Genomic DNA, 23580 nt, shown 5'->3' with positions numbered 1-23580 from the left:
CACACCTCTTACCGCGGCTTCTTGCCGAAGACCTTGATATATTCCGCTTCACCGCCCTTGGCGAGCGCCTTGGCCTGCTTGACCCAGTCGTCACGCTCGATGCGGCCGCGGAAATTCAGGAAACCATCGACCCATTCACGTTCGGCTTTCTTCCAGCCCGCGATCTGCGCGAAGGTGAAGATGCCGATTTCATGCAATGTCGCCTCGATCTTCGGACCGACGCCCGAGATCATCTTGAGATCGTCCGGCGCTGCCGGCTTTTCTATGCCCGCCGGACGATTCTTGTCGGTCAGCGAAGGCTTTACAACAGCTTCAGCAGCAGGTTTCGGCGCCGGCTCGGAAGCGGCTGTGCCGGAAAGCGGCTGAACTTCGGCAGCCTTGGCATTCTTGGCGGATGCCTTCGGTGCGGTTGCCGGCGTCTTCAGCGCCGCATTGGTCTCGGCATCGGTGCTCTTCGGACGCGCAGCCTCGGAGGGCGGAACGGTGGCGCCGTCTGCCGGTGCGGTCGTTGCGGCCTTGTCAACCCAGGTGCGAGTGACGGTAACATCACCCAGCAGGGTCGTCGGGCCACCTTCGGGCGAGGAGAGGTGGCGGTCGATCTGCGGGCCAACCTTGACGCTCGCGCCATTGCCGGCGGCGAACGTATCAATGATCTCTTCGAGGCGCTCGGGCGTCAGATCCTCATAGGTATCCTTGCCGATCATCACCATCGGTGCGTTGACGCAGGCCCCGAGACATTCGACCTCTTCCCACGAGAGCGTGCCTTCAGCATTGCGCTCGAACGGGTGCTGGTGGATCTTGCTGCGGCAGACGCCCATCAGCTTTTCCGAGCCGCGCAGCATGCAGGGCGTCGTGCCGCAGACCTGCACGTGAGCGCGCGTGCCGACCGGATGAAGCTGGAACTGGGTGTAGAAGGTCGCGACTTCGAGAACACGGATATAGGCCATGTCCAGCATGTCGGCGATCTTTTCGATCGCCGGGCGGGTGACCCAACCATCCTGTTCCTGCGCCCGCATCAACAGCGGAATGACCGCGGACTGCTGACGGCCTGCGGGATATTTCTGAATCGTCTTTTCCGCCCAGACCGCATTTTCATCGCTGAAAGCGAATGCGGACGGCTGGAATTGATCTTCGGCTAATCGACGAACGGACATTCTTCCTCACGCCTTGTCAGTTTAGCGTTCCACACCGCGAAGCAGTCAAAGACTGCATTTCACAGGCGTAGGCCGACTGGTCTTTTTGCATAAATACCACGAACTTGCCGCCGTTCGGCACGGCGGCCTTGATTTGATAGCCCTTGGACAAAAGCTCGCCCATGGACGACTGCTCTGCCGGCGACTGCGCCTCCTCGTGGCCCAGCGGTGTGCCGAGCTTTCCGGCATCCTGCGCAAAGGCAGCGGAGGCCGAAAGAAGAAATGCTGCTGCGAGCGGCAGAGCCTGCATTAGCGGTCTACCTCACCGAACACGATGTCGAGCGAGCCGAGAACAGCCGCTACGTCGGCAAGCTGGTGGCCACGGCACATGAAGTCCATCGCCTGCAGATGCGCATAACCCGGGGCGCGGATCTTGCAGCGATAGGGCTTGTTGGTGCCGTCGGAGACGAGATAGACGCCGAATTCGCCCTTCGGCGCTTCGACGGCAGCGTAAACCTCGCCGGCCGGCACGTGATAGCCTTCGGTATAGAGCTTGAAGTGGTGGATGAGCGCTTCCATCGAACGCTTCATCTCGCCGCGCTTCGGCGGAACGACCTTGCCGTCGATCGAGGAGAAGGGTCCCGCCTTGGCATCACCGAGCAGGCGATTGACGCACTGCTTCATGATCTTCACCGATTCGCGCATCTCGATCATGCGGATCAGGTAACGATCGTAGTTGTCGCCGTTCTTGCCGACCGGGATATCGAATTCGAGATCCGAATAGCATTCGTAGGGCTGCGCACGACGCAGATCCCAGGCAGCGCCCGAACCGCGCACCATGACGCCCGAGAAGCCCCAGGCCCAGCAATCTTCCAGCGAGACGACGCCGATATCGACGTTACGCTGCTTGAAGATGCGGTTGCCGGTGAGAAGATCGTCGATATCGTAGAGCTTGCCCGGGAACTCGTCGCACCACTTGCCGATATCCTGCACGAGCTGTTCCGGCAGGTCCTGGTGAACGCCGCCCGGACGGAAATAAGCGGCATGCATGCGGGAGCCGCTGGCGCGCTCATAGAACACCATCAGCTTTTCGCGCTCTTCGAAACCCCAGAGCGGCGGCGTCAGCGCACCGACGTCCATGGCCTGAGTCGTAACGTTCAGGAGATGCGACAAGATACGGCCGATTTCCGAGTAGAGGACGCGGATGAGCTGGCCGCGAATCGGGATCTCGATGCCGAGCAGCCTTTCGACCGCCAGTGCATAGGCATGTTCCTGGTTCATCGGCGCCACGTAATCGAGGCGATCGAAGTAGGGAACGGCCTGCAGGTAGGTCTTGGTTTCGATCAGCTTTTCGGTGCCGCGATGGAGAAGACCGATATGCGGGTCGACGCGCTCCACAATTTCGCCGTCAAGCTCCAGGACAAGACGAAGCACGCCGTGCGCCGCCGGATGCTGCGGTCCGAAATTGATGTTGAAGTTGCGGACATTATGTTCTGTCATGGCGATCAGGCTCGCGTTCTCAGATAGTTGGTGAATGGCGGGAACAGGCCCACCAGCCGCCTTGAATTATTGCTTCGCTTTTTCATCGCCGGGCAGCACGTATTCGGTGCCTTCCCAGGGCGACAGAAAGTCAAAGTTTCGGAACTCCTGCTTCAGTTCCACCGGCTCGTAAACGACGCGCTTTGCCGCATCGTCGTAGCGAACTTCGACGAAACCTGTCGTCGGGAAGTCCTTGCGCAGCGGATGGCCTTCGAAACCGTAATCGGTCAGGATACGACGCAGGTCCGGATGGCCGGTGAAGAGCACGCCGTACATGTCCCAGGTCTCGCGCTCGAACCAGTCGGCGCCCGGATAGACGGCGCAGGCGGACGGAACCGGCGTATCTTCGTCTGTTGCCACCTTCACGCGGATGCGCAGGTTCTTCTTCGGCGACAGAATATGATAGACGACATCGAAGCGCAGTTCGCGCTGCGGCCAGTCCACACCGCAGATGTCCGTCAGGTTGACGAAGCCGCACTTGCCATCGTCGCGCAGGAAGGTCAGCAGCGGAATCAGATTGTCGCCGGTCGTCGTCAGCGTCAGCTCACCATACTTGAGCTGCGAGGCGGCAATCAGGTTGCCGCGCGCTTCCGAAAGGTACGACGAAAGCTCAGTGAGGGCTTCGCTCATAATGTCCTGTCCTTGCCCTTAGCGTTCGATCGTGCCGGTGCGGCGGATCTTCTTCTGCAGCAGAAGCACGCCGTAAAGCAGCGCTTCGGCTGTGGGGGGACAGCCCGGCACATAGATGTCGATCGGCACGACGCGGTCGCAACCACGAACAACCGAATAGGAATAGTGATAGTAGCCGCCGCCGTTGGCGCAGGAGCCCATCGAGATGACGTAACGCGGCTCAGGCATCTGGTCATAGACCTTGCGAAGCGCAGGCGCCATCTTGTTGGTCAGCGTGCCGGCAACGATCATGACGTCCGACTGGCGCGGCGAAGCACGCGGTGCAAAGCCGAAGCGCTCGACGTCGTAACGCGGCATGGAGAGCTGCATCATCTCGACCGCGCAGCAGGCGAGACCGAAGGTCATCCACATCAGCGAGCCGGTACGAGCCCAGTTGATCAGCTCGTCGGTCGACGTGACGAGGAAACCCTTGTCGGCGAGCTCATTGTTGATCTCGCCAAAAAACGCGTCGTTGCTGCCGATCGGCTTGCCGGTCGAGGGATCGATGATCCCCTTCGGCTGCGGCGCTACGAGCGTCTGATTGCCAGCGGGGGCTACTCCCATTCCAGGGCTCCCTTCTTCCATTCATAGATAAAGCCAATGGTCAGCACGAAGAGGAAGACCATCATGGACCAGAAGCCGAACCAGCCGATGGCACCGAAGGAAACGGCCCACGGGAAGAGGAAGGCGACTTCGAGATCGAAGATGATGAAGAGAATCGACACGAGGTAGAAGCGGATGTCGAACTTCATGCGAGCGTCATCGAATGCGTTGAAGCCGCATTCGTAGGCCGAAAGCTTTTCCGAATCGGGCGCCTTGAATGCAACGGCAAACGGCGCAATGAGCAGCGCCAGGCCGATAACGAGCGCGATACCGATGAAAATAGCGATCGGAATATAGGAACTGAGCAGTTCAGTCATCATGTTCATCCCTGCTTGCGGGCGGCGCCGGGCGGCGCAACTGGGCAAATGCCCGGCAAGCGAACGTGCGTTGCAACAAGCCGTGGTTAGCGCAGCCGGAGCCCCGGCGCAAGACTTTTACAGAAGCTATTCGAACAGCGTGAGACGGACATTATCAAGCAGATGCAACGATGTCGCGACAAATCCGCAAATGTCGCGGAAGGCCGCATGGCTGACCCTCGGAAACTGCATGGCTTTTTGAAGATAAATGGCGCGAGTGACGGGGCTCGAACCCGCGACCTCCGGCGTGACAGGCCGGCACTCTAACCGACTGAGCTACACCCGCGCATTGGACCTTTCGGACCGTGAGGATATCACGAACCGGACAGACAGCGTCAATTTGACGCCTGCTTGAAATGGCGCGAGTGACGGGGCTCGAACCCGCGACCTCCGGCGTGACAGGCCGGCACTCTAACCGACTGAGCTACACCCGCATTCTTTCAAGCAATCCGGTGCCTGAGCACCCTCTCCGAACGGGCTGGCCGTTGGGATGAGCGGCTAACTAAGGGGTTCGCCTTTTAGTGTCAAGCAGGTTTGGAGACAAAACCATGACAGTGCTGAAATTGTTTCGGAACCGCTTCGCCAATCTCCCGCAGAACCGGCAAATTCGCGTTCGTGACGCGGGCGCTCCCTGCCCCGCCTGCAGGCCATTGCATCGCCTTCGCGACCACTTACGCCTGTCGAGGAACTTTTCCACAGGCTGAGAAGCCTAGGCGTGTCGTGAGCTGTTGCCGGTCACAGGCGACGGCACCCGCCCAGTCTCCGAATCATGCTGCACGGCCACCACTACCCTCAGGCCTTGCCAGCATACTGCTCGTCACTGACCTGCTCCAGCCAGTCTGCCACGCTGCCGTTCAACGCTTCCTGGATGGCAATATGGCTCATGCCAGTCTCCGCACTGGCCCCCATGCCAGTGCTTCTCGCCCGGCGCGAACCAGACCACATCGCCGGCACGGATTTCCCTGATGTCTCCACCCCAGGTCTGCGCAAGCCCCCTGCCTGACGTAACGATCAGCGTCTGCCCTAAGGGATGCGTGTGCCAGGTCGTGCGCGCGCCGGGTTCGAAGGTCACGTGCGTTGCCTGCACGCGGGCGGGATCCGGCGCACCGACAAGCGGATCCAGCCGTACGGAACCGGTAAAATAGTCGGCCCGGCCTTTGGTGGAGGGGCGTGCGCCCGCGGTCTTGATATCCATGTTCTTTCCGTTCTTCCGTCGTGCGCAGTTGAAGCCGTCTTGGGCAAGGGTATTTCATCGCAGCAGGCGATCCAAGCGGTATCGGCGATTGCCGCTCTATCCGGCAGCTGCTACTGCGAGGGCCTTTCATCACGAACGGAGGATTTTTCATGAAACATCATGCTTTCGGCCGCCTGCCCTTCACCGTTACCGATGTCGGCTTCGGCGCCTGGCAGATCGGCGGTTCCTGGGGTGATGTCAGCGAAGCGGACGGCCGCGCTGCGCTGAATGCCGCACTCGATGCCGGCATGACATTCATCGATACCGCTGACGTCTACGGTGATGGCCGCTCCGAGAAGATCATCGCCGACGTGCTGAAGGCGCGTGGCGGCGAGCGCCCGATGGTTGCGACCAAGGCCGGCCGCCGTCTCAACCCGCATGTCGCTGAGGGCTACACCAAGGCCAATCTTGAAGGCTTCATCGACCGCAGCCTGAAGAATCTGCAGGTGGACAGCCTCGACCTCGTGCAGCTCCACTGCCCTCCGACGGAAGTGCTCTATCGCTCCGAGGTTTTCGCGGCCCTCGACGACCTGCAGAAGGCAGGCAAGATCAAGGGCTATGGCGTCAGCGTCGAAAAGGTCGAGGAAGCCTTGAAGGCGATCGAATATCCTGGCGTCGTCAGCATCCAGATCATCTACAATATCTTCCGCCAGCGTCCCGACCACCTGTTCTTCGGTGAGGCCCGCCGCAAGAACGTGGCGATCATCGCCCGTGTGCCGCTCGCAAGCGGCCTGCTCTCCGGCAAGATCACCCGCGACACCAAATTCGCCAGCGACGATCACCGCAACTTCAACCGCAACGGCGAGGCCTTCGATGTCGGCGAAACCTTTGCGGGCGTGCCCTTCGAGGTCGGCCTGCAGGCGGTCGATGAAGTGCGCAAGCTCGTTCCAGCAGGCGCCAGCATGGCAGCCTTTGCGCTGCGCTGGATCCTGATGGCAGAAGCTGTCACCGTCGTCATTCCCGGCGCGCGCAATGCCGAGCAGGCCAAGGCGAACGCTGCCGCCGCCGATCTGGCGCCGCTGTCGGCTGATGTCATGACGGCGACCCGGGAGATTTACGGGCGGCTGATCGCTCCGCATGTGCATCAGCGCTGGTAGGCCCTTCAGACCATCAATCCCGGCCAGCAACTTGCAGGCCGGGATTGAGACATGATCCCCAGCAGGACCGCATCAGACGGTCACGACGATCTTGCCGAACTGCTCATTCGTTTCCAGGAACCGATGCGCTTCGGCGATCTGCTCGAAGGGGAACGTCTTTGCTATGAGAGGCTTCAGCGCGCCGGACGCGAGCCCATCGAAAATAAAGGTCTTTGCGGCCTGAAGTCGTATCGGATCGCGAATGATCTCATGGACGAGATAGCCGCGCAGCAGCAGGCATTTGCCGAGCACGGCAGGCAACGGAAACGGTGTTGGCTGCGGGCTTAATCCACCATATTCGATAAGAATGCCGCCCGAGGACATCGCCGCCGTCAACGGCTCGAAGATAGGTCCGGCCACGGCGTCGAGGACGACCCGAACACCTCCTTCTCCGGCGATCTCCCTTAGCCGCGCTTGCAAGTCCTCCTCCTGCGAGGCGATCACATGCGCGGCACCGGCCTCCTGCAATGCCCGACGCTTTGAAGAGGTTCTCGTAATCGCAATCGGCGTGGCGCCGATCACGTTGGCGATCTGGATTGCGGCAAGACCTACGCTGCTCGATGCAGCGGTAATAGCGACGAACTCCCCCCTTGATAGTCGGGCGATATCGATCAGGGCGCCGTAAGCAGTCAGATACGGCATCCAGAGAGCAGCAGCCTCCTCCCAGGAAAGTGTCGGCGGGTGCCTGACAACAGATGCGGCGGGAAATGTGACCAGTTCTCCATAAGCCGGCGAGCGGACCATCGAGATCGGCGGGATGACGCTGACAGCGTCGCCGGGCGCAAAGCCATCCACGCCCTCCCCTACCGCCTCGATGATGCCTGCCGCCTCGAGGCCAAGGCCCGACGGCAGCGGCGCGGTTTCGATATAGGTACCGGATCTCAGCAGAGCCTCAGCCCGATTGATCCCAAGAGCCTTGACGCGGATCTGAACCTGTCCCGGTCCAGGGGCTGGAATATCCATATCCTCAATGCGGAGAACATCAGGACCGCCAAATTCATGAAAGCGGATTATGCGTGCCATTTCCCATCAACTCCAAAACAATCGGACTGAATGATCTATGCCAATTGGATTGGTGGAGATAAATTGGGCTCCAAGAAAGACAGAAGAAACTGTGAGTTTGCAATATGGATCGCCTTACCAGCATGGCCGTCTTCGTAAAGGCCGTTGATCTGGGCTCGTTTGCGGCAGCGGCAGCAGCACTCGGCCTCTCCGGTCCGATGGTCGGCAAGCATATCCGCTTTCTTGAGGAGCGATTGGGAGTCAGCCTTATCACCCGGACAACGCGCCGCCAGAGCCTTACGGATTTTGGACGCGCCTATTACGAGCGCTGCCGCGTGATCCTCGCCGAGACCGAAGCCGCGGACGCGCTCGCGTTCGACCATCTTTCCGAACCGTGCGGAAAGCTGCGCGTCACCATGCCCGCGCATTTCGGCCGGCACTGCGTGCTTCCGGTTCTGCTCGATCTTGCAAGGCGGTATCCGAGCCTCGAACTCGATCTATCGCTCAGCGACCCCATTACCGATCTCGCCGATGACGGCTACGATCTCGCGATCCGTACCGGGGAACTCGCTGACAGGTCAGGGATTATCGCGCGGCGGGTCGCGCGCCAGCGCATGGTGGTCTGCGCCTCGGCAAGCTATCTCGACGCTCATGGCAGACCGGAGACTGTCGAAGATATCGGCAAGCACGATGCAATCATCTACGCGCGCTCCGCGCGCTTCAGCCCATGGCTCTTCCCGGATGGAGACCAGGCTCCAATAGAAGTTCGGCCGAGCGGCCGATTGCGGCTCGATGATCTCGATGCAATTGCAGATGCGGCGACAGCCGGCATGGGGCTTGCCTGGCTACCCTACTGGCTCATCCGCGAGCGCGTGCAGGCCGGGACGCTCGAAGTGCTGCTGCCAGGTCAGCCGGAATTTCTCTACGACTGCCATGCGCTGTGGCTGCAGACGCCGCACCTGCCGCTCAGGATCCGTCTTGCGGTCGACGCATTGGCCGCCGCACTGCCCAAATTCATGGCCTAACCCAGTCACGCCGTCAGCATTGTCGGGCCAAGGAAAAAGGCCGGGCAAAGCCCGGCCTCTCCATTTCGCGGAATGTGAACTCAGTTCGTTGCGGACAGGTTGACCGGGAAGAACAGGGTTTCGCCCGAAGAATCGCTGACACCGTCATTGTCGGTCACTGCAAAGGCCTTGCCCGACGCGTCGAAGGCGAAACCTTCCAGCTTGTCGAGAACGTAGCCGTTGGTGGCCGACTTCAGGTCGCCGATGAAGTCATGGGCTTCCGTCTTCTTGACGACAGGCAGTTCGCCGCCGAGCTTGCCCGGCTTCAGGTCGGAGATTGCGACCTTGTAGAGCTTCTTCAGCTTGGCCGCGTCACCGACGAGATTGTCACGCTCGATAATGTAGACGCTGTCTCCCTGAGCCGTGATTTCGGAAAGACCGACCCAGCCACTCTCGCTCTTGTCGAGCGGGTAGCGTACGCCGCCCCATTCCTTCTTCTTCGGGTTATAGGAAACGAGCTTCACAAAACCCTTCTCGTCATCGTTCCATTCGCGCTGAACGGCCATCCACAGCGTTGCGTCATCGCCGGTGCCGATGATCGTGACACCTTCGAAGCCATAGCGGATTTCGTTGGCGAGCAGTTCCTTCGGAAGGGCGATCTCGGCTTTGATGTCGCCCTTGGCGGTGACGTTATAGAGCGCGTGCGGCACCAGGCGCTCGGTATAACCTTCCGAAGCGAGCCAGAAAGAACCATCGGCGCCAACGGCGATGCCTTCGATGTCGAGTTTCTGGGCCGGAGCGCCGTCACGCTTGACGATGAGGGCATCGGTGATGACGGCCGGCTTCTTGGTGGCGTCGATCGTGTAAATCGTCGGCTGCGAACCGAGGACGCTGTCGCTGACGGCGTAGAGCATGCCCGGCTTGCCCGGAACGGCGGCGAGGCCCGAAAGCGCTGCAAAACCGATCGGATTGCCGTCCTTCTCTGCGGAGACGATATGCGGATAGGCCTTCTCGCCTTCGCCGCGCTCGTAGATCATGACGTGCGAACGCGCACCGCCGTCCTTGCCGAGGTCAAGCTCGTTGGCAGTGGCGAACAGGTTACGCTGGGGAATGGCGATTGCGCCTTCCGGAGAAATGCCCGACGGCAGGATCTGCAGCAGTTCCGGATCGGCACCCGTGTCCTTGTAGACACCGACGACGGAAGCGCGTTCGGCAAGAAGGAAGAACAGGTTGTCATCACCGAACTTGGCCGCTTCGAGACCTTCCGGCTCGACGCCCTTCGACGAAGAGCGGCTTTCCGGATAGTGGCCGAGAGCGGCAACGGCGCGTTCGAAAGAGGCGCCGGATTCGAAGAGAACCTTGCCGGTCTTGTCGAAGATGGTGAAGCCGCGCGAGCCGCCTTCGTAGTCGCCTTCATTGGCAACGACGATGCGGTTGTCGTCCAGCCACTTGACCGCGTCGGGCTCACGCGGGACGCCCTTCTTCTCGCCGGTGAACTTCAGGGCGCCGTCGCGCTTGGTGTCGATGCCGGTGAGGTCGACGCTGCCGGCGGTGAAATGCGTCTTCACCGTGCCGGTCGTGCCGTCGAGAATAATGATCTCGTTATTTTCCTGCAGCGTAAGCGCAATTTCGTTCTGGCTGTTGAAGGAAACGAATTCTGGTTCCGGATCTTCAGGAGCGACACCAGCGAGGCCGGTGAGCGCAACGTGCTTGATCGTGCCGCAATCAACGGTGCCGTCGGTCTTGACCTGGAAGACAACGAGGTCGCCTGCCGGCATCTGCGGGATCTTGCCGTCGTTGACCTCTTCATCGCGTTCGTTTTCGATCGCGATTGTCCCGAGCGTCCTGTCCTTGTTGAGAGCGATCGAATCGGGCTGGCCGCCGAGGTCACAGGTCGCGTCGATCTTCTTCGAAGCGATATCGACAATTGCCAGACGGCCCGACGGCTTCTGCTTGCTTTCGCCGGTGTTGACGGCGACGAGCGCCTTGCCGGCTGCTGTCGTAACCGAGGTCGGCTCACCGTCCATCATCAGCGCGCCACCGGCCTTGGGTGCCTTGGCATCGGTGATGTCGATGAAGCCGATCGCGCCGAGCGGGCTGTCGCTGTAGATCAGCGTGTTGCCATCCTGCGAAGCGGTGATGATTTCGGCCGAGGTGGCCGAAAGCTTGTCCTTGTCGGCCGGCAGATTTGTTGCGACCGGGAAAGAGGCGATGCGGTTGAAAACCGGTTCCGCTGCTGCCGGGACCGCAACGGATGCAAGAAGCACGGCAACGAGCGCTGCCTTGCGCGAAGACGATGTCATTGAAAATCCCCCAATGCCGAAAAAATCGAACAGAGGGTTTTTGCGGGACTGCCATGACAGAGACATGACAGGCTGCGACATTTTGTACAGTTTGCGTCAGGCTGCCTGCCGCTCGCGACGCATCTCGCTGCGCATGATGAAGAGCGAGGCGGCGAGAATGAGCGCGGCGCCCAGCCACAGATAACCAGCCGGCGCATAGCCGAAGAAAAGCCAGCCGGCGAGTACGTTCAGCGGCAGTTTCAGGTCATCGAAGGGCTGCACATAGGCGGCATCTGCGCTGGCGTAGGCGAGCGTCAGCAGATATTGCGCCACGACTGTCAGAAGGCCGGCCAGGAGGAAGAGCGCAAGCATTGCGCCTGTCGGCACGGCGAGGCCCGACGCAAGTGCCAGGCTGCCATTGATCGGCGTGAGCAACACCAGCAGCCAGACGGTGATCGTCTCCGGTTTCTCGATGCCCGTAAGGCTCTTTGTGATGAGCGACGAAGCACCCCATAGAAGCGCCGAGAGGACAGGCAGGAGGGCGGCCCAGGTGAAGCTGTCCGACCATGGCTGGAGGATGATCATCGCGCCGACAAAGCCGACACCCGTTGCCATCCAGCGAGCAGGCCCGACGCGCTCACCGAGGAACAGGCGCGCGCCGAGAATGATGAAGAAGGGCGAGGTCATCACAAGCGCGATCGCCTGCCAGATCGGCACCGAGGCGAGACCGGAGACCCAGGCTTCGACGCCAAGCGCGGCAAAGGCAACGCGCACGATATGCCGCCAGGGATAGTTGGTGCGCATCGCCGATAGGCCGGCCTTGCGCAGGAAGGGCAAGGAAAAGAGAAAGGCGAAGCCATATTGCCAGAAGGCTGCAGAAGCCGCCGGAAAGGCAAGCGTCATGGTCAGCCATTGAGTGACGACATTGAGAAGCGAGAAGGCAACGCCTCCGGCCACCATGAAAGCAGCGCCGGCGAAGGCGCGGGAATGCGAGACGGCTAGGGAATTCTGATTCATGTCTTCCATCCAGTACAGGGACCAAACATAAATCAGGACGCATGAGGCGACGGCACGCAGACGCGGCAGTCTCCTGCCCCGCACGGCCACGCTCATTCTCTTTCATCCGGACTTTAACCGTCGGCTCCGGAATCACACCGGATCTGCTGACCCTTCCTTGACCGAAGCTTCGAAAGGCGCTCGCGGGCTCGGGCCGAAACCCTTACCGCCGGTGGGGACTTTCACCCCGCCCTGAGAACACAGGTGTCGTAAGACAAAGCGCGGCGTGCGGCAAGCGCCGAAAACAAAAAGGGGTCCGGCAATGCCGAACCCCTCAAAATCCTGCGCGGCCGTTCTCGTTTACGGCCGGCGGACTATCTCGTATCAGCCGTTGACGGCGTCCTTCAGGCCCTTGCCGGGCGTGAACTTCGGCACGTTGCGTGCCGGGATGTCGACTTCGGCGCCGGTCGAAGGGTTACGGCCCTTCGTGGCAGCGCGATGGGAAACGGTGAAGCTGCCGAAGCCAGCGAGGCGAACGTCGCCCTTGCTCTTCAGTTCAGCCTGTACAACGTCGAAAACTGCGTCGACGGCAGATGCTGCATCAGACTTCGTCAGTCCAGCCTTTTCGGCTACTGCGGACACGAGTTCATTCTTGTTCATGTTTCCACCCCTTTCTAAATGGTTTGAAACAACTCAATCTGTAAGCTAGGCGCAGAAATCGCTTTCATCAGGCCCGCCGAGAACCCAAAAACCCTGCAAATCAAGGAAAAGCAAGCGTCTACATGACGTTTTCACAAAAAAGGCCGACGTTTCCGCCGGCCTTTTTCACGATTTGCAACAATTGGGCTTTAATGTGGCCGCCAAAGCTCAATGAGCGATGGCTGCACCTGCATCATCGAGCCCTTCGACAGTCGCGATGACGGGCGTTTCAACCGTGCCATCCCATTCGATCGGCTCGGGACGACGGACCAGCGCGTGCTTGATCACCTCGCCCATACGGGAGACCGGAATGATCTCCATGCTGTTCTTCACGTTGTCAGGAATTTCGGCCAAGTCCTTGGCGTTCTCTTCCGGAATCAGCACTTTCTTGATGCCGCCGCGCAGAGCCGCAAGCAGCTTTTCCTTCAGGCCACCGATCGGCAGGACGCGGCCGCGCAGGGTGATCTCACCCGTCATTGCCACATCCTTGTTGACCGGAATGCCGGTCATGATCGAGACGATAGCGGTTGCCATCGCGACGCCGGCAGACGGACCATCCTTCGGTGTTGCACCTTCCGGCACGTGCACGTGGATGTCGCTCTTGTCGAAGCGCGGTGGTTCGATGCCGAAATCGACGGCGCGCGAGCGGACATAAGAAGCCGCTGCCGAAATCGATTCCTTCATGACTTCCTTCAGGTTGCCGGTGACGGTCATGCGGCCCTTACCGGGCATCATGACGCCTTCGATCGTCAGCAACTCACCGCCGACTTCCGTCCAGGCAAGCCCCGTGACGACACCGACCTGATCTTCGCGTTCAGCTTCGCCGTGGCGGAAGCGCGGAACGCCGAGATAATCGTCGATGTTCGCTGCCGTGACGTGAACCGACTTCGTCTTGCCCTTGATGATCTCGGTGACCGCCTTGCGGGCGAGCTTCATCAATTCGCGTTCGAAGTTACGCACGCCGGCTTCGCGGGTGTACTGCTGGCTGATCGCCATCAGGGCATCGTCGCTGACCGAGAATTCGTTCGGCTGCAGCGCATGTTCCTTGATGGCCTTCGGCAGCAGGTGCCGCTTGGCGATCTCGCGCTTTTCGTCTTCGGTATAGCCGGCGATACGGATGATCTCCATGCGGTCCATCAGCGGAGCCGGGATGTTCAGCGTATTCGCCGTCGTGATGAACATCACGTCCGACAGGTCGTATTCGACTTCCAGGTAGTGATCCATGAAGGTCGAGTTCTGCGCCGGGTCGAGCACTTCCAGCAGAGCCGAAGACGGATCACCGCGATAGTCCTGGCCGAGCTTGTCGATTTCGTCGAGCAGGAACAGCGGGTTGGACTTCTTCGCCTTCTTCATCGACTGGATGACCTTGCCGGGCATCGAGCCGATATAGGTGCGGCGGTGACCGCGGATTTCAGCTTCGTCACGAACGCCGCCAAGAGCCATACGGACATATTCACGGCCGGTTGCCTTGGCGATCGACTGGGCGAGCGAGGTCTTGCCGACGCCCGGAGGGCCGACGAGGCACAGGATCGGACCCTTGATCTTGGTGGCGCGGGCCTGAACAGCCAGATACTCGACGATGCGCTCCTTGACCTTCTCAAGACCGAAATGATCGGCTTCGAGGATCTTCTCGGCATTGTTGAGATCGGCCTTGATCTTCGACTTCTTGCCCCAGGGGATACCGAGCAGCCAGTCCAGATAATTGCGCACGACGGTGGCTTCAGCCGACATCGGGCTCATCTGGCGCAGCTTCTTCAGTTCCGCATCGGCCTTTTCACGGGCTTCCTTGGACAGCTTCGTCTTGGCGATGCGCTCTTCCAGTTCGCTCATCTCGTCGCGGCCTTCCTCGCCGTCGCCGAGTTCCTTCTGGATCGCCTTCATCTGCTCATTCAGGTAGTATTCGCGCTGGGTCTTCTCCATCTGGCGCTTGACGCGCGAACGGATGCGCTTTTCGACCTGCAGGACCGAGATCTCGCCTTCCATGAAGCCGAGAGCCTTTTCGAGGCGGGCCTTGACGCTGGTGGTCTCCAGCATCTCCTGCTTCTCGGTGATCTTGATCGAGAGGTGCGAGGCGACCGTATCGGCGAGCTTTGAATAGTCGTCGATCTGGCTTGCCGCACCGACAACCTCGGGCGAAATCTTCTTGTTGAGCTTCACGTAGCTCTCGAATTCCGACACGACCGAACGCGACAGGGCTTCCAGCTCTACCGGATCGTCATGCGGCTCTTCGAGCACATGGCCGAGGGCTTCGTAGAAATCTTCGCGGCTCGTATAGGTATCGATCTCGGCGCGTGCGCGGCCTTCGACCAGAACCTTCACGGTGCCGTCAGGAAGCTTCAGGAGCTGCAGCACGTTGGCTACCGTACCGACGCGGTGGATCGCAGACGGATCCGGATCGTCATCGCTGGCGTTGATCTGGGTGACCAGCATGATCTGCTTGTCGGAACCCATGACCTCTTCGAGCGCGCGGATCGACTTTTCCCGCCCGACGAACAGCGGCACGATCATATGGGGGAAAACCACGATGTCGCGCAGGGGGAGAACAGGATAAGCGGTGCTGCTCGCTACAGACGTTTTCTTCGTCATTTTTATTCCTTTCCATCGTCCCGTTACCGGGCTCTTTGGCGCGGCCGCTTGGGACCGGCCGGCACTCTCACTTGCTGTTACAAGTGGAGGTTCTGACTACGCTTTTCAAGCCACGTTAACGCCCGCGTTCCACGGTTGTGACAGCTTTATTACATGGAACGCCAACACAATGAAGCGCCTATCTGGAGCGACGCTGACCATTTCCGAACGGCCTAAAATAACAACACCAGCAACACGCTACGGAATCACAGCATCATTGCCAAGGGTCATCCTTTGCGCAATATCGGCCAAGGCTGTTTTCAACCTTGCCCGCAACTATTATCAGCGCCTGGCATAGGTTTTCAAATAGAAAGGGGCCTGCACAAGGCAAGCCCCTTAAAATAGCGGTTTTTAACCCAAGCTTCAGGCCGAGACGTTTGCCTTCTCGTCCTGGCGGTCGGCGTAGATATACAGCGGACGGGCCGAGCCGCGGGCGACCTCTTCCGAGATGACGACCTCGCGCACGCCTTCCAGCGCCGGCAGTTCGAACATCGTATCGAGCAGGATCTTTTCCATGATCGAACGCAGGCCGCGGGCGCCGGTCTTGCGGATGATCGCCTTGCGGGCGATTTCACGCAATGCGTCCTCGTGGAAGGTGAGTTCGACGTCTTCCATCTCGAACAGGCGCTGGTACTGCTTGATCAGCGCGTTCTTCGGCTCGGACAGGATCTGGATCAGCGCGTCCTCATCGAGGTCCTCAAGCGTTGCCAGAACCGGCAGACGACCGATGAATTCCGGGATGAGGCCGAACTTGACCAGATCTTCCGGCTCCAGTTCGCGCAGCACTTCGCCGACGCGGCGGTCGTCCGGTGCCTTGACAGTTGCACCAAAGCCGATCGAAGTCTTCTCGCCACGGGCAGAGATGATCTTGTCGAGACCGGCGAAAGCACCGCCGCAGATGAACAGGATGTTCGTCGTGTCGACCTGCAGGAATTCCTGCTGAGGATGCTTGCGGCCGCCCTGCGGCGGTACCGAGGCAACCGTGCCTTCCATGATCTTCAGAAGCGCCTGCTGCACGCCCTCGCCCGATACGTCACGGGTGATGGACGGGTTGTCGGACTTGCGGGAGATCTTGTCGACTTCGTCGATGTAGACGATGCCGCGCTGAGCGCGCTCGACATTATAGTCCGCAGCCTGCAGAAGCTTCAGGATGATGTTTTCGACGTCTTCACCGACATAGCCGGCTTCCGTCAGCGTGGTCGCGTCGGCCATCGTGAAGGGAACGTCAATGATGCGGGCGAGCGTCTGGGCAAGATAGGTCTTGCCGCAGCCGGTCGGGCCGACCAGCATGATGTTCGACTTCGCCAGCTCGACATCGCCATTCTTCGAGGCGTGTGCGAGACGCTTGTAGTGGTTGTGAACGGCGACCGACAGGATTTTCTTCGCCTGACGCTGGCCGATGACATATTCATCGAGGACCTTGATGATGTCCTGGGGCGTGGGAACGCCGTCACGGGACTTGACCATCGAGGACTTGTTCTCCTCGCGGATGATGTCCATGCACAATTCGACGCATTCATCGCAGATAAACACGGTCGGTCCGGCAATAAGCTTCCGGACTTCATGCTGGCTCTTTCCGCAGAAAGAACAATAGAGGGTGTTCTTACTGTCGCCGCCGTTGCTGCCGCTGACCTTGCTCATATCACTTTCCTTCCAGCACGCCGCATTTCGAACGCGAAATCGCGGTCCACTCAATCAGCTCCCTGACGGCGCTCCCTACCCGGAGTTTCTGCCGACAAAGGCTTCAGGGGGTACGAACCGGGCCCAATCAATCATGTCCGGGTACCGGCGGCAACGAATTCCCCTTCGAATGCCGAATGCTATGTCACAAAAATTCAACATAGCATTAATAGTTACTATTAGCGTCTCCGCCGCCAGATGAAACCCCTTGTTCAATCACAAATGGGATAGAACTGTGGCGGCGAAAATACCATCCCTATTAATTACTAGGCCTGATCGCCTTCCATTTCGATGCGCGAGGTCAGAACCTTGTCGATGACGCCCCAGGTCTGGGCCTCGTCAGCATCCATGAAATGGTCGCGATCGAGGGTCTTTTCGACCTCCTCGTACGTACGGCCGGTGTGCTTCACATAGACCTCGTTGAGGCGGCGCTTCATCTTGATGATGTCGCGGGCATGACGCTCGATATCCGATGCCTGACCCTGGAAACCACCCGAGGGCTGGTGAACCATGATGCGGGAATTCGGCGTGGCGAAACGCATGTCCTTGTGACCGGCGGCCAGAAGCAGCGAGCCCATGGAAGCGGCCTGGCCGACGCAGAGCGTCGATACGGCCGGCTTGATGAACTGCATCGTGTCATAGATCGCCATACCGGCAGTGACGACACCACCCGGCGAATTGATGTAGAGCGCGATTTCCTTCTTCGGATTTTCGGCCTCGAGGAAGAGAAGCTGGGCGCAGACGAGTGTCGCCATATGGTCCTCGACAGGGCCCGTCAGGAAGATGATGCGTTCCTTGAGCAGGCGGGAATAGATGTCGTAGGAGCGTTCACCGCGATTGGTCTGTTCCACAACCATCGGCACGAGTGCCATAGCGGTATCGACTGGGTTTCTCATGTGCGTCCTTTTAACGTCTTTCCGGCGAAGGCCGGGAATCAAAGAAAAATGCCTTATCCCTACATAGAGTGTCCCCGCCCCCCTCTTCAAGACACGCATAAGGATAACGTTAAGAAGGGCGCGCGAGATATGGCTTTGACATTTCCCTATCCGGTTTCTCCCAAACGCCTGTTAACGGCGAGGCCAGACCTTTCGCTCTCACAGTTTTTCTCCATGACAGGATGAAGGAAGGCTTACCGCGCTCGAGGAAAGTCGCGGCCATTTACCGGGCGGAAAGCTTACCGGCAGATATCGGCCAGATTGCCGACTCTAGCCTCCCGTCATTAATCAAACAGCGAGCTTCTTCGGCAAGGATGCGGCCACTATTCAAGGGGTTGCTGCCGTGTTCAATGTCACTACAGGTCTGTCCATCTGGTGTTCCGAAGCCCTTACGCTGGCTCTGGTTCTGTTCGTGGCCTGGCGCCACAACCGGAAAAGCGCCGCCTACCTTTTTTGGGGGCTCGGCTTCCTGTTCAGCGGCATCGGTTTTGCACTCGTTGCAGCCCGCGGCGAAATCCCCAACCTGCTTTCCATCGAAATCGGCAATGCCATCGCCTTGCTCGGACAGAGCGCCTGGGTTGCCGGCTTCCTGGCCCTCGACCGCAAGAAAATGGAATGGTGGGCGCTGTTGCCGCCGGCGATCTGGCTCGCGGGCGTCTTCCTGCCCTGGATCAACGAAGATTATTCCAACCGGGTCATTCTTTACAATCTCGCTTCGGCGACCGGCGCCACTGCGCTCGGCATGGCCGTTGCCGCCGGCGATATCCGCCGTGAACGCACGCGCGTGTTCCTGATGGCCGTCTTCGTGCTGCAGGCCTTCCTCTGCTTCGGCGTGGCCATCGCAATGGCGCTGATCCTGCCTTCGGATGCTCAAGCAACGAATTTCAGCGGCGCGGCCGCCATGGCGAGCGCCTTCCTGCTCACCATCGCCTTCGCGCTTACCTGCCGCCTCATCATGGAACGGTCGGAACGCCATCTGCGCGTGCTGACGCTGACGGACGCGCTGACCGGCGTGCTGAACCGCCGCGGTCTGCTCGGCTATTTCGACAAGATCCAGGAAAAGGCACATGACGAGCAGCATCAGGTCGGTGTCATCCTTTTCGACCTCGACCATTTCAAGCGCGTCAACGACCGCTTCGGCCATCAATCCGGCGATGCCGTCCTGACCGCCTTTGCCCGCCTTGCCCGCCAGTATATCCCGAACAATATCTTCGGCCGCATGGGCGGCGAAGAATTCGCAGCCTTCGTAACCGTGCGCGACCAAACCGAGGCGGAAGCGCTGGCGGAATCGATCCGCGCCGAATTCTGCCGCTTACCCGTCAGCACAGGCGAGGCGCTGATCCCCGCCACCGTCAGCGTCGGCATCGCGCTTTCCTCGGCGATCGAGGCCAATATCGACCGGCTGGTCTCGGCTGCCGACCGGGCGCTCTATTCTGCAAAGGCCGCCGGCCGCAACTGCACGGTCGTCTTTGGCGAGGAAGAAACGGCAGCGCCCGCGCCAGGCGAGCCCAACTCCCACGCCGGCGAACTCGTGCCGGCCGTCGACGATCAGGTGGAAGCGCTTCGCCGCATGGGCGTGCTCTCCCGCGCAGGCTAGAGCATTTGTTTTTGCGCAATTCCGGGCGCAAAACCACTGCACTACATTACTGGAATAGCTCCAAGCGCCCATCTTTCCGAGGCACGGCAAATCCGCTAAGCCTCTGCCCATGATGATACCGCCCTTTCTCAAGATCGATCCCGCAACCCGCCATGTCTCGCTCGACGGCAGCGACCCGGCCTTCTACGGCAACCCGAACGCGGTCTATGCCGCGCTCCATGCCCATTGTCCCACCTTCTACTGGGAACAGCAGAAGCAGTGGTTCGTCACCGGCTATGATCATGTAAACGGGCTGCTGCGCGACCGCCGTTTCGGCCGGCAGATCCTGCATATTGCCAGCCGCGAGGAGCTCGGCCTTCCCGAGCCCGAACCGCATATCGCCGCCTTCGATCTCGCGGAGCGCTATTCTCTGCTGGAGCTGGAGCCGCCGGAACACACGCGGCTGCGTACGCTCGTCAACCGCGCCTTCGTCTCGCGCCATGTCGAGAAGATGAAACCGGAGCTGGAAGAACTCGCCAACCGGCTGATCGACGGCTTTGCCGACAAGGGCGAGGTGGAGCTTCTTTCGACCTTTGCCGATATCATCCCGGTGACGATGATCGCCCGCATGATCGGCATTCCCGAAGACATGGGGCCGCAGCTCCTCAAATGGTCGCATGCCTATGTGCGCATGTACATGTTCGGGCGCACCCGCGCGGATGAAGATGCCGCCGAGCAGGCGGCACGGGAATTTTCCGACTATGTGAAGACGGTCATTGCCGAACGCCGGGCCGAACCGCGCGACGACCTGCTGACCCATATGATCCATACCGAGCACAAGGGCCAGTACCTGACGGAAGACGAACTCGTTTCGACGACCATCGTGCTGCTCAACGCCGGCCATGAGGCAACGGTCCATCAGATCGGCAATTCGGTGCGCGTCATTCTGGACAGCGACTACGATCCGGCCGAGCTTTTCCGTGACGAAACCGCCACCGAGCGTACCGTCGAGGAATCGCTGCGCATCTGCGCGCCGGTCCACATCTTCCAGCGATGGGCGCTGGAACCCGCCGAGATTGACGGCATAGAGTTCAGGCGCGGCGACAAGGTGAGCATGATCCTGGCGGCCGCCAATCTCGATCCGGCGAAATTCAGCGATCCCCTCGCCTTCAAGCCCGACCGCAACGAGGCGCCCAATCTTTCTTTCGGCGCCGGCATCCACTTCTGCATCGGCGCGCCGCTGGCGCGGCTGGAACTCAATGTCGTGCTGCCGATCCTGTTCAAGCGCCTGCCGGGGCTCAAGCTTGCGAAGACGCCCGTGGTCAAGGACGTCTATCATTTCCACGGCCTCGACCGCCTGGATCTCGCCTGGTAAGCCATTTTTCCGATATCACGAAAGAAACGGCCGGCATGCTCATCGCATGCCGGCCGTTTTCGTTTCCGCAGAGGGAATGTCGTATCAGCCGTAGCGGCCGGTGATATAATCTTCCGTACGCTTGACCTTCGGCGACTGGAAGATCTGCGTGGTCGGGCCGTATTCGATCAGCTCGCCAAGATACATGAAGGCGGTGTTGTCGGAGATGCGGCTTGCCTGCTGCATGTTGTGGGTAACGATGACGATCGTGAATTCGCCCTTCAGCTGCGCCACCAGCTCTTCCACCTTGGCAGTCGAGATCGGGTCAAGGGCCGAGGTCGGCTCGTCGAGCAGCAGGACTTCCGGACGCAGTGCTACCCCGCGGGCAATGCAAAGACGCTGCTGCTGGCCGCCGGAAAGGCCGAGACCGCTGCCCTTCAGCTTGTCCTTCACCTCATCCCAGAGGGCGGCCTGACGCAACGCCTGTTCGACGCGGACATCCATGTCGGCCTTGTTGAGGCGCTCGTGGTGGCGAATGCCATAGGCGATGTTGTCATAGATCGACATCGGGAACGGCACAGGCTTCTGGAAGACCATGCCGACGCGGGCGCGCAGCTCGTTCATCGAGAAGCTCGGGTCGAGGATGTTCTTGCCATCGAGCTTGATCGAGCCGGTGGCGCGCATCTTCGGATACAGCATGTAGATACGGTTCAGGATGCGCAGCAGCGTGGACTTGCCGCATCCCGACGGACCGATCAGGGCCGAAACCTGACGCTCAGGGAAGCTCAGGCTCACATCCTTGATGGCGTGGGCATCGCCGTAGTAGAAATTGACTTTCTCGAGAGCGATCTTGTCTTTGGCCATCGGCTTTTCCGACTTGCTGGCGGCGTCGAAAGTGTCTTGGGACTGAAGCATCATTTCCCACCTTTTCGGTTCAGGACGGAGCGCGATACGACGCTCAGGATTAGAACGACGGCCGTCATCACGAAGGCACCGGCCCACGCAAGATTCTGCCATTGCTCATAGGGGCTCATGGCGAACTGGAAGATGACCACGGGGATGTTCGCCATCGGCTGCGACATATCGAGGCTCCAGTACTGATTGTTCAGAGCCGTGAACAGCAACGGCGCGGTCTCGCCCGAAATGCGGGCGATCGCTAGAAGGATACCGGTGAGGATGCCGGTCGACGCGGCGCGGTAGAGGACGTTGACCGTGACCTTCCAGCGCGGGATGCCGAGCGACAGGGCTGCCTCGCGCATCACGTCAGGAACCAGCCGCAGCATCTCGTCGGTCGTGCGCACCACGACCGGCAGGAAGATGAAAGCCAGCGCGATGCCGCCAGCAAAGCCGGAGAAACGTGCCGTCGGGCGAACAACCAGCTCATAGACGAACAGACCGATGATGATCGAGGGCGCCGAGAGCAGGATGTCGTTGACGAAGCGAATGACCTCGCCGAGCTTTTTGCCGCGGGCGAATTCCGACAGGTAGGTGCCGGCGAGCACACCGATCGGCGTGCCGATGACAACAGCAAGCACGACCATCAGCAGGCTGCCCATGAAGGCGTTGGCAAGACCGCCGCCATCTTCACCAGGCGGCGGCGTCATTTCGGTCAAAAGCGTGGGGCTCAGGGCGGACAGGCCGTGGATCAGCGTTGTCCAGAGTATCCAGACGAGGAAGACGAGGCCAAGCACGGTGGCGATGCCGCAGAGCGTCAGAGCGATGGCGCTGCTGAGCTGGCGCCGACGGTAGAGCGAACCGGAATAGGTAGCCATGATTACTCTCCCCTCTGCTTTGCCATACGCACCAGCATGAGCTTGGCGGCTGCCAGGACAATGAAGGTGACAACGAAGAGGATCAGGCCGAGTGCGGCGAGCGACGACCGGTAGAGGTCATCCGAAGCCTCTGCAAATTCGTTGGCAAGCGTTGCGGCAATCGAGGTGCCAGGCTCCATCAGCGACACCGCTATATTGTGAGTGTTGCCGAGAACGAAGGTGACCGCCATGGTCTCGCCGAGCGCGCGGCCGAGACCGAGGAATATGCCGCCGACGACGGCTGTGCGGGTATGCGGAATGACGATGTCGCGCACCACTTCCCACTTGGTCGAGCCCAGCGCATAGGCCGATTCCTTCAGCTGTGCGGGGACGACGAGGAAGACGTCGCGCATGACGGAGGAGATGAAGGGGATGATCATGATCGCCAGCACGATGCCCGAGGTCAGCATGCCGATACCGAGCGGAGCCCCCGAAAACAGCGCGCCGATCAGCGGGATCGGGCCGAGCCAGTCGATCAGCACCGGCTGGACGTAATCCGACATGAAGGGCGCGAAGGTGAAGAGACCCCACATGCCGTAGATGATCGAGGGGATGCCGGCGAGAAGCTCGACAGCGCCGCCGATCGGGCCGCGAACGGAGCGTGGCGCAACTTCGGTGATGAACACCGCAATACCGAGGCTGACGGGAACACCAATGATCATGGCGAGTGCCGAGGTCACCAGCGTGCCGTAGATCGGCACGAGACCCGCGAACCGCTCGGCAACCGGGTCCCATTCAGTGCCGGTCAGAAAGCCGAAGCCGAACGTGCGGAAGGCAAGAAGCCCGCCCATGGCCATGGAGACCGCCGCTGCCAGCAGGGCAAAGAGAACAAACAGGCCGCAGCCCAAAACTATCCAAAAGAAAATACGATCGCCTGCGGCGCCGTCGCGGCGCTTCACGCCCGCGATGTCGGCGGGCAGCGATGCCAATGCTTCGCTCATATCCG

General features: G+C 60.3%; 21 protein-coding genes, 2 tRNA genes, 1 pseudogene and 1 riboswitch. Of the genes and pseudogenes, 5 read left to right on the top strand and 19 right to left on the bottom strand.

The genetic code is table 11. The features are described from left to right. Positions 1-8: 8 nt before the first annotated feature. The 9 genes and pseudogenes from LVY75_16810 to LVY75_16770 all read right to left on the bottom strand — a co-directional run bounded on the left by LVY75_16810 (position 9) and on the right by LVY75_16770 (position 5495). Entirely contained in the window at positions 9-1154 is a 1146-nt protein-coding gene (locus LVY75_16810) for an NADH-quinone oxidoreductase subunit E (GenBank protein ID XAZ24848.1), read from the bottom strand. Positions 1155-1170: 16 nt separating this feature from the next. Beyond that, entirely contained in the window at positions 1171-1443 is a 273-nt protein-coding gene (locus tag LVY75_16805) for a hypothetical protein (protein ID XAZ24847.1), read from the bottom strand. Beyond that, entirely contained in the window at positions 1443-2633 is a 1191-nt protein-coding gene (locus LVY75_16800) for an NADH-quinone oxidoreductase subunit D (GenBank protein XAZ24846.1), read from the bottom strand. The genes LVY75_16805 and LVY75_16800 overlap by 1 nt, the downstream gene beginning before the upstream one ends. A gap of 66 nt (positions 2634-2699) precedes the next feature. Continuing rightward, on the bottom strand, positions 2700-3302 hold the full coding sequence (locus tag LVY75_16795) for an NADH-quinone oxidoreductase subunit C (GenBank protein XAZ24845.1): 603 nt from the start codon (positions 3300-3302) through the stop codon (positions 2700-2702). 18 nt (positions 3303-3320) lie between these two features. Then, a complete protein-coding gene (locus LVY75_16790; GenBank protein ID XAZ24844.1) occupies positions 3321-3905 on the bottom strand; it encodes an NADH-quinone oxidoreductase subunit B in 585 nt (194 codons plus the stop codon). Continuing rightward, positions 3896-4261, bottom strand: a complete 366-nt coding sequence (locus tag LVY75_16785; GenBank protein ID XAZ25741.1) for an NADH-quinone oxidoreductase subunit A — start codon at positions 4259-4261, stop codon at positions 3896-3898. The genes LVY75_16790 and LVY75_16785 overlap by 10 nt, the downstream gene beginning before the upstream one ends. Positions 4262-4509: 248 nt before the next feature. Next, a tRNA-Asp gene (locus tag LVY75_16780) sits at positions 4510-4586 on the bottom strand. Positions 4587-4657: 71 nt separating this feature from the next. After that, positions 4658-4734: transfer RNA gene (locus tag LVY75_16775), tRNA-Asp, on the bottom strand. A 358-nt stretch (positions 4735-5092) separates the two neighbouring features. Continuing rightward, positions 5093-5495: pseudogene (locus LVY75_16770) on the bottom strand (cupin domain-containing protein). 149 nt (positions 5496-5644) lie between these two features. Here LVY75_16770 and LVY75_16765 point away from each other — a divergent pair. Beyond that, a complete protein-coding gene (locus LVY75_16765) occupies positions 5645-6631 on the top strand; it encodes an aldo/keto reductase (protein ID XAZ24843.1) in 987 nt (328 codons plus the stop codon). 72 nt (positions 6632-6703) lie between these two features. Here LVY75_16765 and LVY75_16760 read toward each other — a convergent pair whose 3' ends face one another. Further along, on the bottom strand, positions 6704-7693 hold the full coding sequence (locus LVY75_16760) for a zinc-dependent alcohol dehydrogenase family protein (protein XAZ24842.1): 990 nt from the start codon (positions 7691-7693) through the stop codon (positions 6704-6706). A 104-nt stretch (positions 7694-7797) separates the two neighbouring features. On the opposite strand from LVY75_16760, the gene LVY75_16755 reads away from it, so the two are divergent. Further along, entirely contained in the window at positions 7798-8697 is a 900-nt protein-coding gene (locus LVY75_16755) for a LysR family transcriptional regulator (protein ID XAZ24841.1), read from the top strand. 80 nt (positions 8698-8777) lie between these two features. Here LVY75_16755 and LVY75_16750 read toward each other — a convergent pair whose 3' ends face one another. The 4 genes from LVY75_16750 to lon form a co-directional block, all read right to left on the bottom strand. Then, on the bottom strand, positions 8778-10979 hold the full coding sequence (locus LVY75_16750) for an esterase-like activity of phytase family protein (GenBank protein XAZ24840.1): 2202 nt from the start codon (positions 10977-10979) through the stop codon (positions 8778-8780). Between the two features lie 96 nt (positions 10980-11075). Next, positions 11076-11984: a DMT family transporter gene (locus LVY75_16745; protein XAZ24839.1), complete on the bottom strand. Its 909-nt coding sequence runs from the start codon at positions 11982-11984 to the stop codon at positions 11076-11078. Positions 11985-12065: 81 nt separating this feature from the next. Beyond that, a riboswitch (FMN riboswitch) is annotated at positions 12066-12218 on the bottom strand. A gap of 120 nt (positions 12219-12338) precedes the next feature. Continuing rightward, positions 12339-12614 carry an HU family DNA-binding protein gene (locus LVY75_16740; protein XAZ24838.1) on the bottom strand — a complete coding sequence of 92 codons (276 nt, stop codon included), beginning with the start codon at positions 12612-12614 and terminating at the stop codon, positions 12339-12341. Between the two features lie 207 nt (positions 12615-12821). Continuing rightward, positions 12822-15239, bottom strand: coding sequence for an endopeptidase La (gene lon / locus LVY75_16735; protein XAZ24837.1), 2418 nt, complete (start codon positions 15237-15239; stop codon positions 12822-12824). Here lon and LVY75_16730 point away from each other — a divergent pair. Then, a complete protein-coding gene (locus LVY75_16730; protein XAZ24836.1) occupies positions 15208-15576 on the top strand; it encodes a hypothetical protein in 369 nt (122 codons plus the stop codon). The genes lon and LVY75_16730 overlap by 32 nt on opposite strands. Positions 15577-15641: 65 nt before the next feature. Here LVY75_16730 and clpX read toward each other — a convergent pair whose 3' ends face one another. Both clpX and clpP read right to left on the bottom strand, forming a co-directional pair. Then, a complete protein-coding gene (clpX, locus tag LVY75_16725) occupies positions 15642-16919 on the bottom strand; it encodes an ATP-dependent Clp protease ATP-binding subunit ClpX (GenBank protein XAZ24835.1) in 1278 nt (425 codons plus the stop codon). Between the two features lie 305 nt (positions 16920-17224). Continuing rightward, complete coding sequence (gene clpP / locus LVY75_16720; protein ID XAZ24834.1) at positions 17225-17854, bottom strand: ATP-dependent Clp endopeptidase proteolytic subunit ClpP; 630 nt, start codon at positions 17852-17854, stop codon at positions 17225-17227. A 382-nt stretch (positions 17855-18236) separates the two neighbouring features. Between clpP and LVY75_16715 the strand changes: the two genes are divergently transcribed. Together LVY75_16715 and LVY75_16710 are read left to right on the top strand one after the other, a co-directional pair. Beyond that, entirely contained in the window at positions 18237-19490 is a 1254-nt protein-coding gene (locus LVY75_16715) for a GGDEF domain-containing protein (GenBank protein ID XAZ24833.1), read from the top strand. 109 nt (positions 19491-19599) lie between these two features. Next, on the top strand, positions 19600-20844 hold the full coding sequence (locus LVY75_16710) for a cytochrome P450 (GenBank protein ID XAZ24832.1): 1245 nt from the start codon (positions 19600-19602) through the stop codon (positions 20842-20844). 84 nt (positions 20845-20928) lie between these two features. Here LVY75_16710 and pstB read toward each other — a convergent pair whose 3' ends face one another. Genes pstB through pstC form a run of 3 tightly spaced genes read right to left on the bottom strand, consistent with a single transcriptional unit; the run spans position 20929 to position 23575 of the window. After that, the gene (gene pstB, locus LVY75_16705) at positions 20929-21687 is read right to left on the bottom strand and encodes a phosphate ABC transporter ATP-binding protein PstB (protein ID XAZ25740.1); all 759 of its coding nucleotides are present in this window, start codon (positions 21685-21687) and stop codon (positions 20929-20931) included. Between the two features lie 50 nt (positions 21688-21737). Further along, positions 21738-22595 carry a phosphate ABC transporter permease PstA gene (gene pstA / locus LVY75_16700; protein ID XAZ24831.1) on the bottom strand — a complete coding sequence of 286 codons (858 nt, stop codon included), beginning with the start codon at positions 22593-22595 and terminating at the stop codon, positions 21738-21740. Between the two features lie 2 nt (positions 22596-22597). Next, positions 22598-23575, bottom strand: a complete 978-nt coding sequence (gene pstC, locus LVY75_16695; protein ID XAZ24830.1) for a phosphate ABC transporter permease subunit PstC — start codon at positions 23573-23575, stop codon at positions 22598-22600. Positions 23576-23580 lie beyond the last annotated feature (5 nt).

This window comes from Sinorhizobium sp. B11, from assembly GCA_039725955.1.
GTDB lineage: Bacteria > Pseudomonadota > Alphaproteobacteria > Rhizobiales > Rhizobiaceae > Rhizobium.
Note: the sequence above shows the minus strand (reverse complement) of the source record. Positions and strands in the feature narration are given on the sequence as shown.

Excerpts from the sequence above, each read along its gene's own strand:
- LVY75_16745 (XAZ24839.1), bottom strand. The coding sequence starts at position 11,984 with ATGGAAGACATGAATCAGAATTCCCTAGCCGTCTCGCATTCCCGCGCC.
- LVY75_16760 (XAZ24842.1), bottom strand. The coding sequence starts at position 7,693 with ATGGCACGCATAATCCGCTTTCATGAATTTGGCGGTCCTGATGTTCTC.
- LVY75_16785 (XAZ25741.1), bottom strand. The coding sequence starts at position 4,261 with ATGACTGAACTGCTCAGTTCCTATATTCCGATCGCTATTTTCATCGGT.
- LVY75_16805 (XAZ24847.1), bottom strand. The coding sequence starts at position 1,443 with ATGCAGGCTCTGCCGCTCGCAGCAGCATTTCTTCTTTCGGCCTCCGCT.
- clpX (XAZ24835.1), bottom strand. The coding sequence starts at position 16,919 with ATGAGCAAGGTCAGCGGCAGCAACGGCGGCGACAGTAAGAACACCCTC.
- LVY75_16755 (XAZ24841.1), top strand. The coding sequence starts at position 7,798 with ATGGATCGCCTTACCAGCATGGCCGTCTTCGTAAAGGCCGTTGATCTG.
- LVY75_16795 (XAZ24845.1), bottom strand. The coding sequence starts at position 3,302 with ATGAGCGAAGCCCTCACTGAGCTTTCGTCGTACCTTTCGGAAGCGCGC.
- lon (XAZ24837.1), bottom strand. The coding sequence starts at position 15,239 with ATGACGAAGAAAACGTCTGTAGCGAGCAGCACCGCTTATCCTGTTCTC.
- clpP (XAZ24834.1), bottom strand. The coding sequence starts at position 17,854 with ATGAGAAACCCAGTCGATACCGCTATGGCACTCGTGCCGATGGTTGTG.
- LVY75_16790 (XAZ24844.1), bottom strand. The coding sequence starts at position 3,905 with ATGGGAGTAGCCCCCGCTGGCAATCAGACGCTCGTAGCGCCGCAGCCG.
- pstB (XAZ25740.1), bottom strand. The coding sequence starts at position 21,687 with ATGGCCAAAGACAAGATCGCTCTCGAGAAAGTCAATTTCTACTACGGC.
- LVY75_16750 (XAZ24840.1), bottom strand. The coding sequence starts at position 10,979 with ATGACATCGTCTTCGCGCAAGGCAGCGCTCGTTGCCGTGCTTCTTGCA.
- pstC (XAZ24830.1), bottom strand. The coding sequence starts at position 23,575 with ATGAGCGAAGCATTGGCATCGCTGCCCGCCGACATCGCGGGCGTGAAG.
- LVY75_16740 (XAZ24838.1), bottom strand. The coding sequence starts at position 12,614 with ATGAACAAGAATGAACTCGTGTCCGCAGTAGCCGAAAAGGCTGGACTG.
- LVY75_16765 (XAZ24843.1), top strand. The coding sequence starts at position 5,645 with ATGAAACATCATGCTTTCGGCCGCCTGCCCTTCACCGTTACCGATGTC.
- LVY75_16810 (XAZ24848.1), bottom strand. The coding sequence starts at position 1,154 with ATGTCCGTTCGTCGATTAGCCGAAGATCAATTCCAGCCGTCCGCATTC.
- LVY75_16710 (XAZ24832.1), top strand. The coding sequence starts at position 19,600 with ATGATGATACCGCCCTTTCTCAAGATCGATCCCGCAACCCGCCATGTC.
- pstA (XAZ24831.1), bottom strand. The coding sequence starts at position 22,595 with ATGGCTACCTATTCCGGTTCGCTCTACCGTCGGCGCCAGCTCAGCAGC.
- LVY75_16800 (XAZ24846.1), bottom strand. The coding sequence starts at position 2,633 with ATGACAGAACATAATGTCCGCAACTTCAACATCAATTTCGGACCGCAG.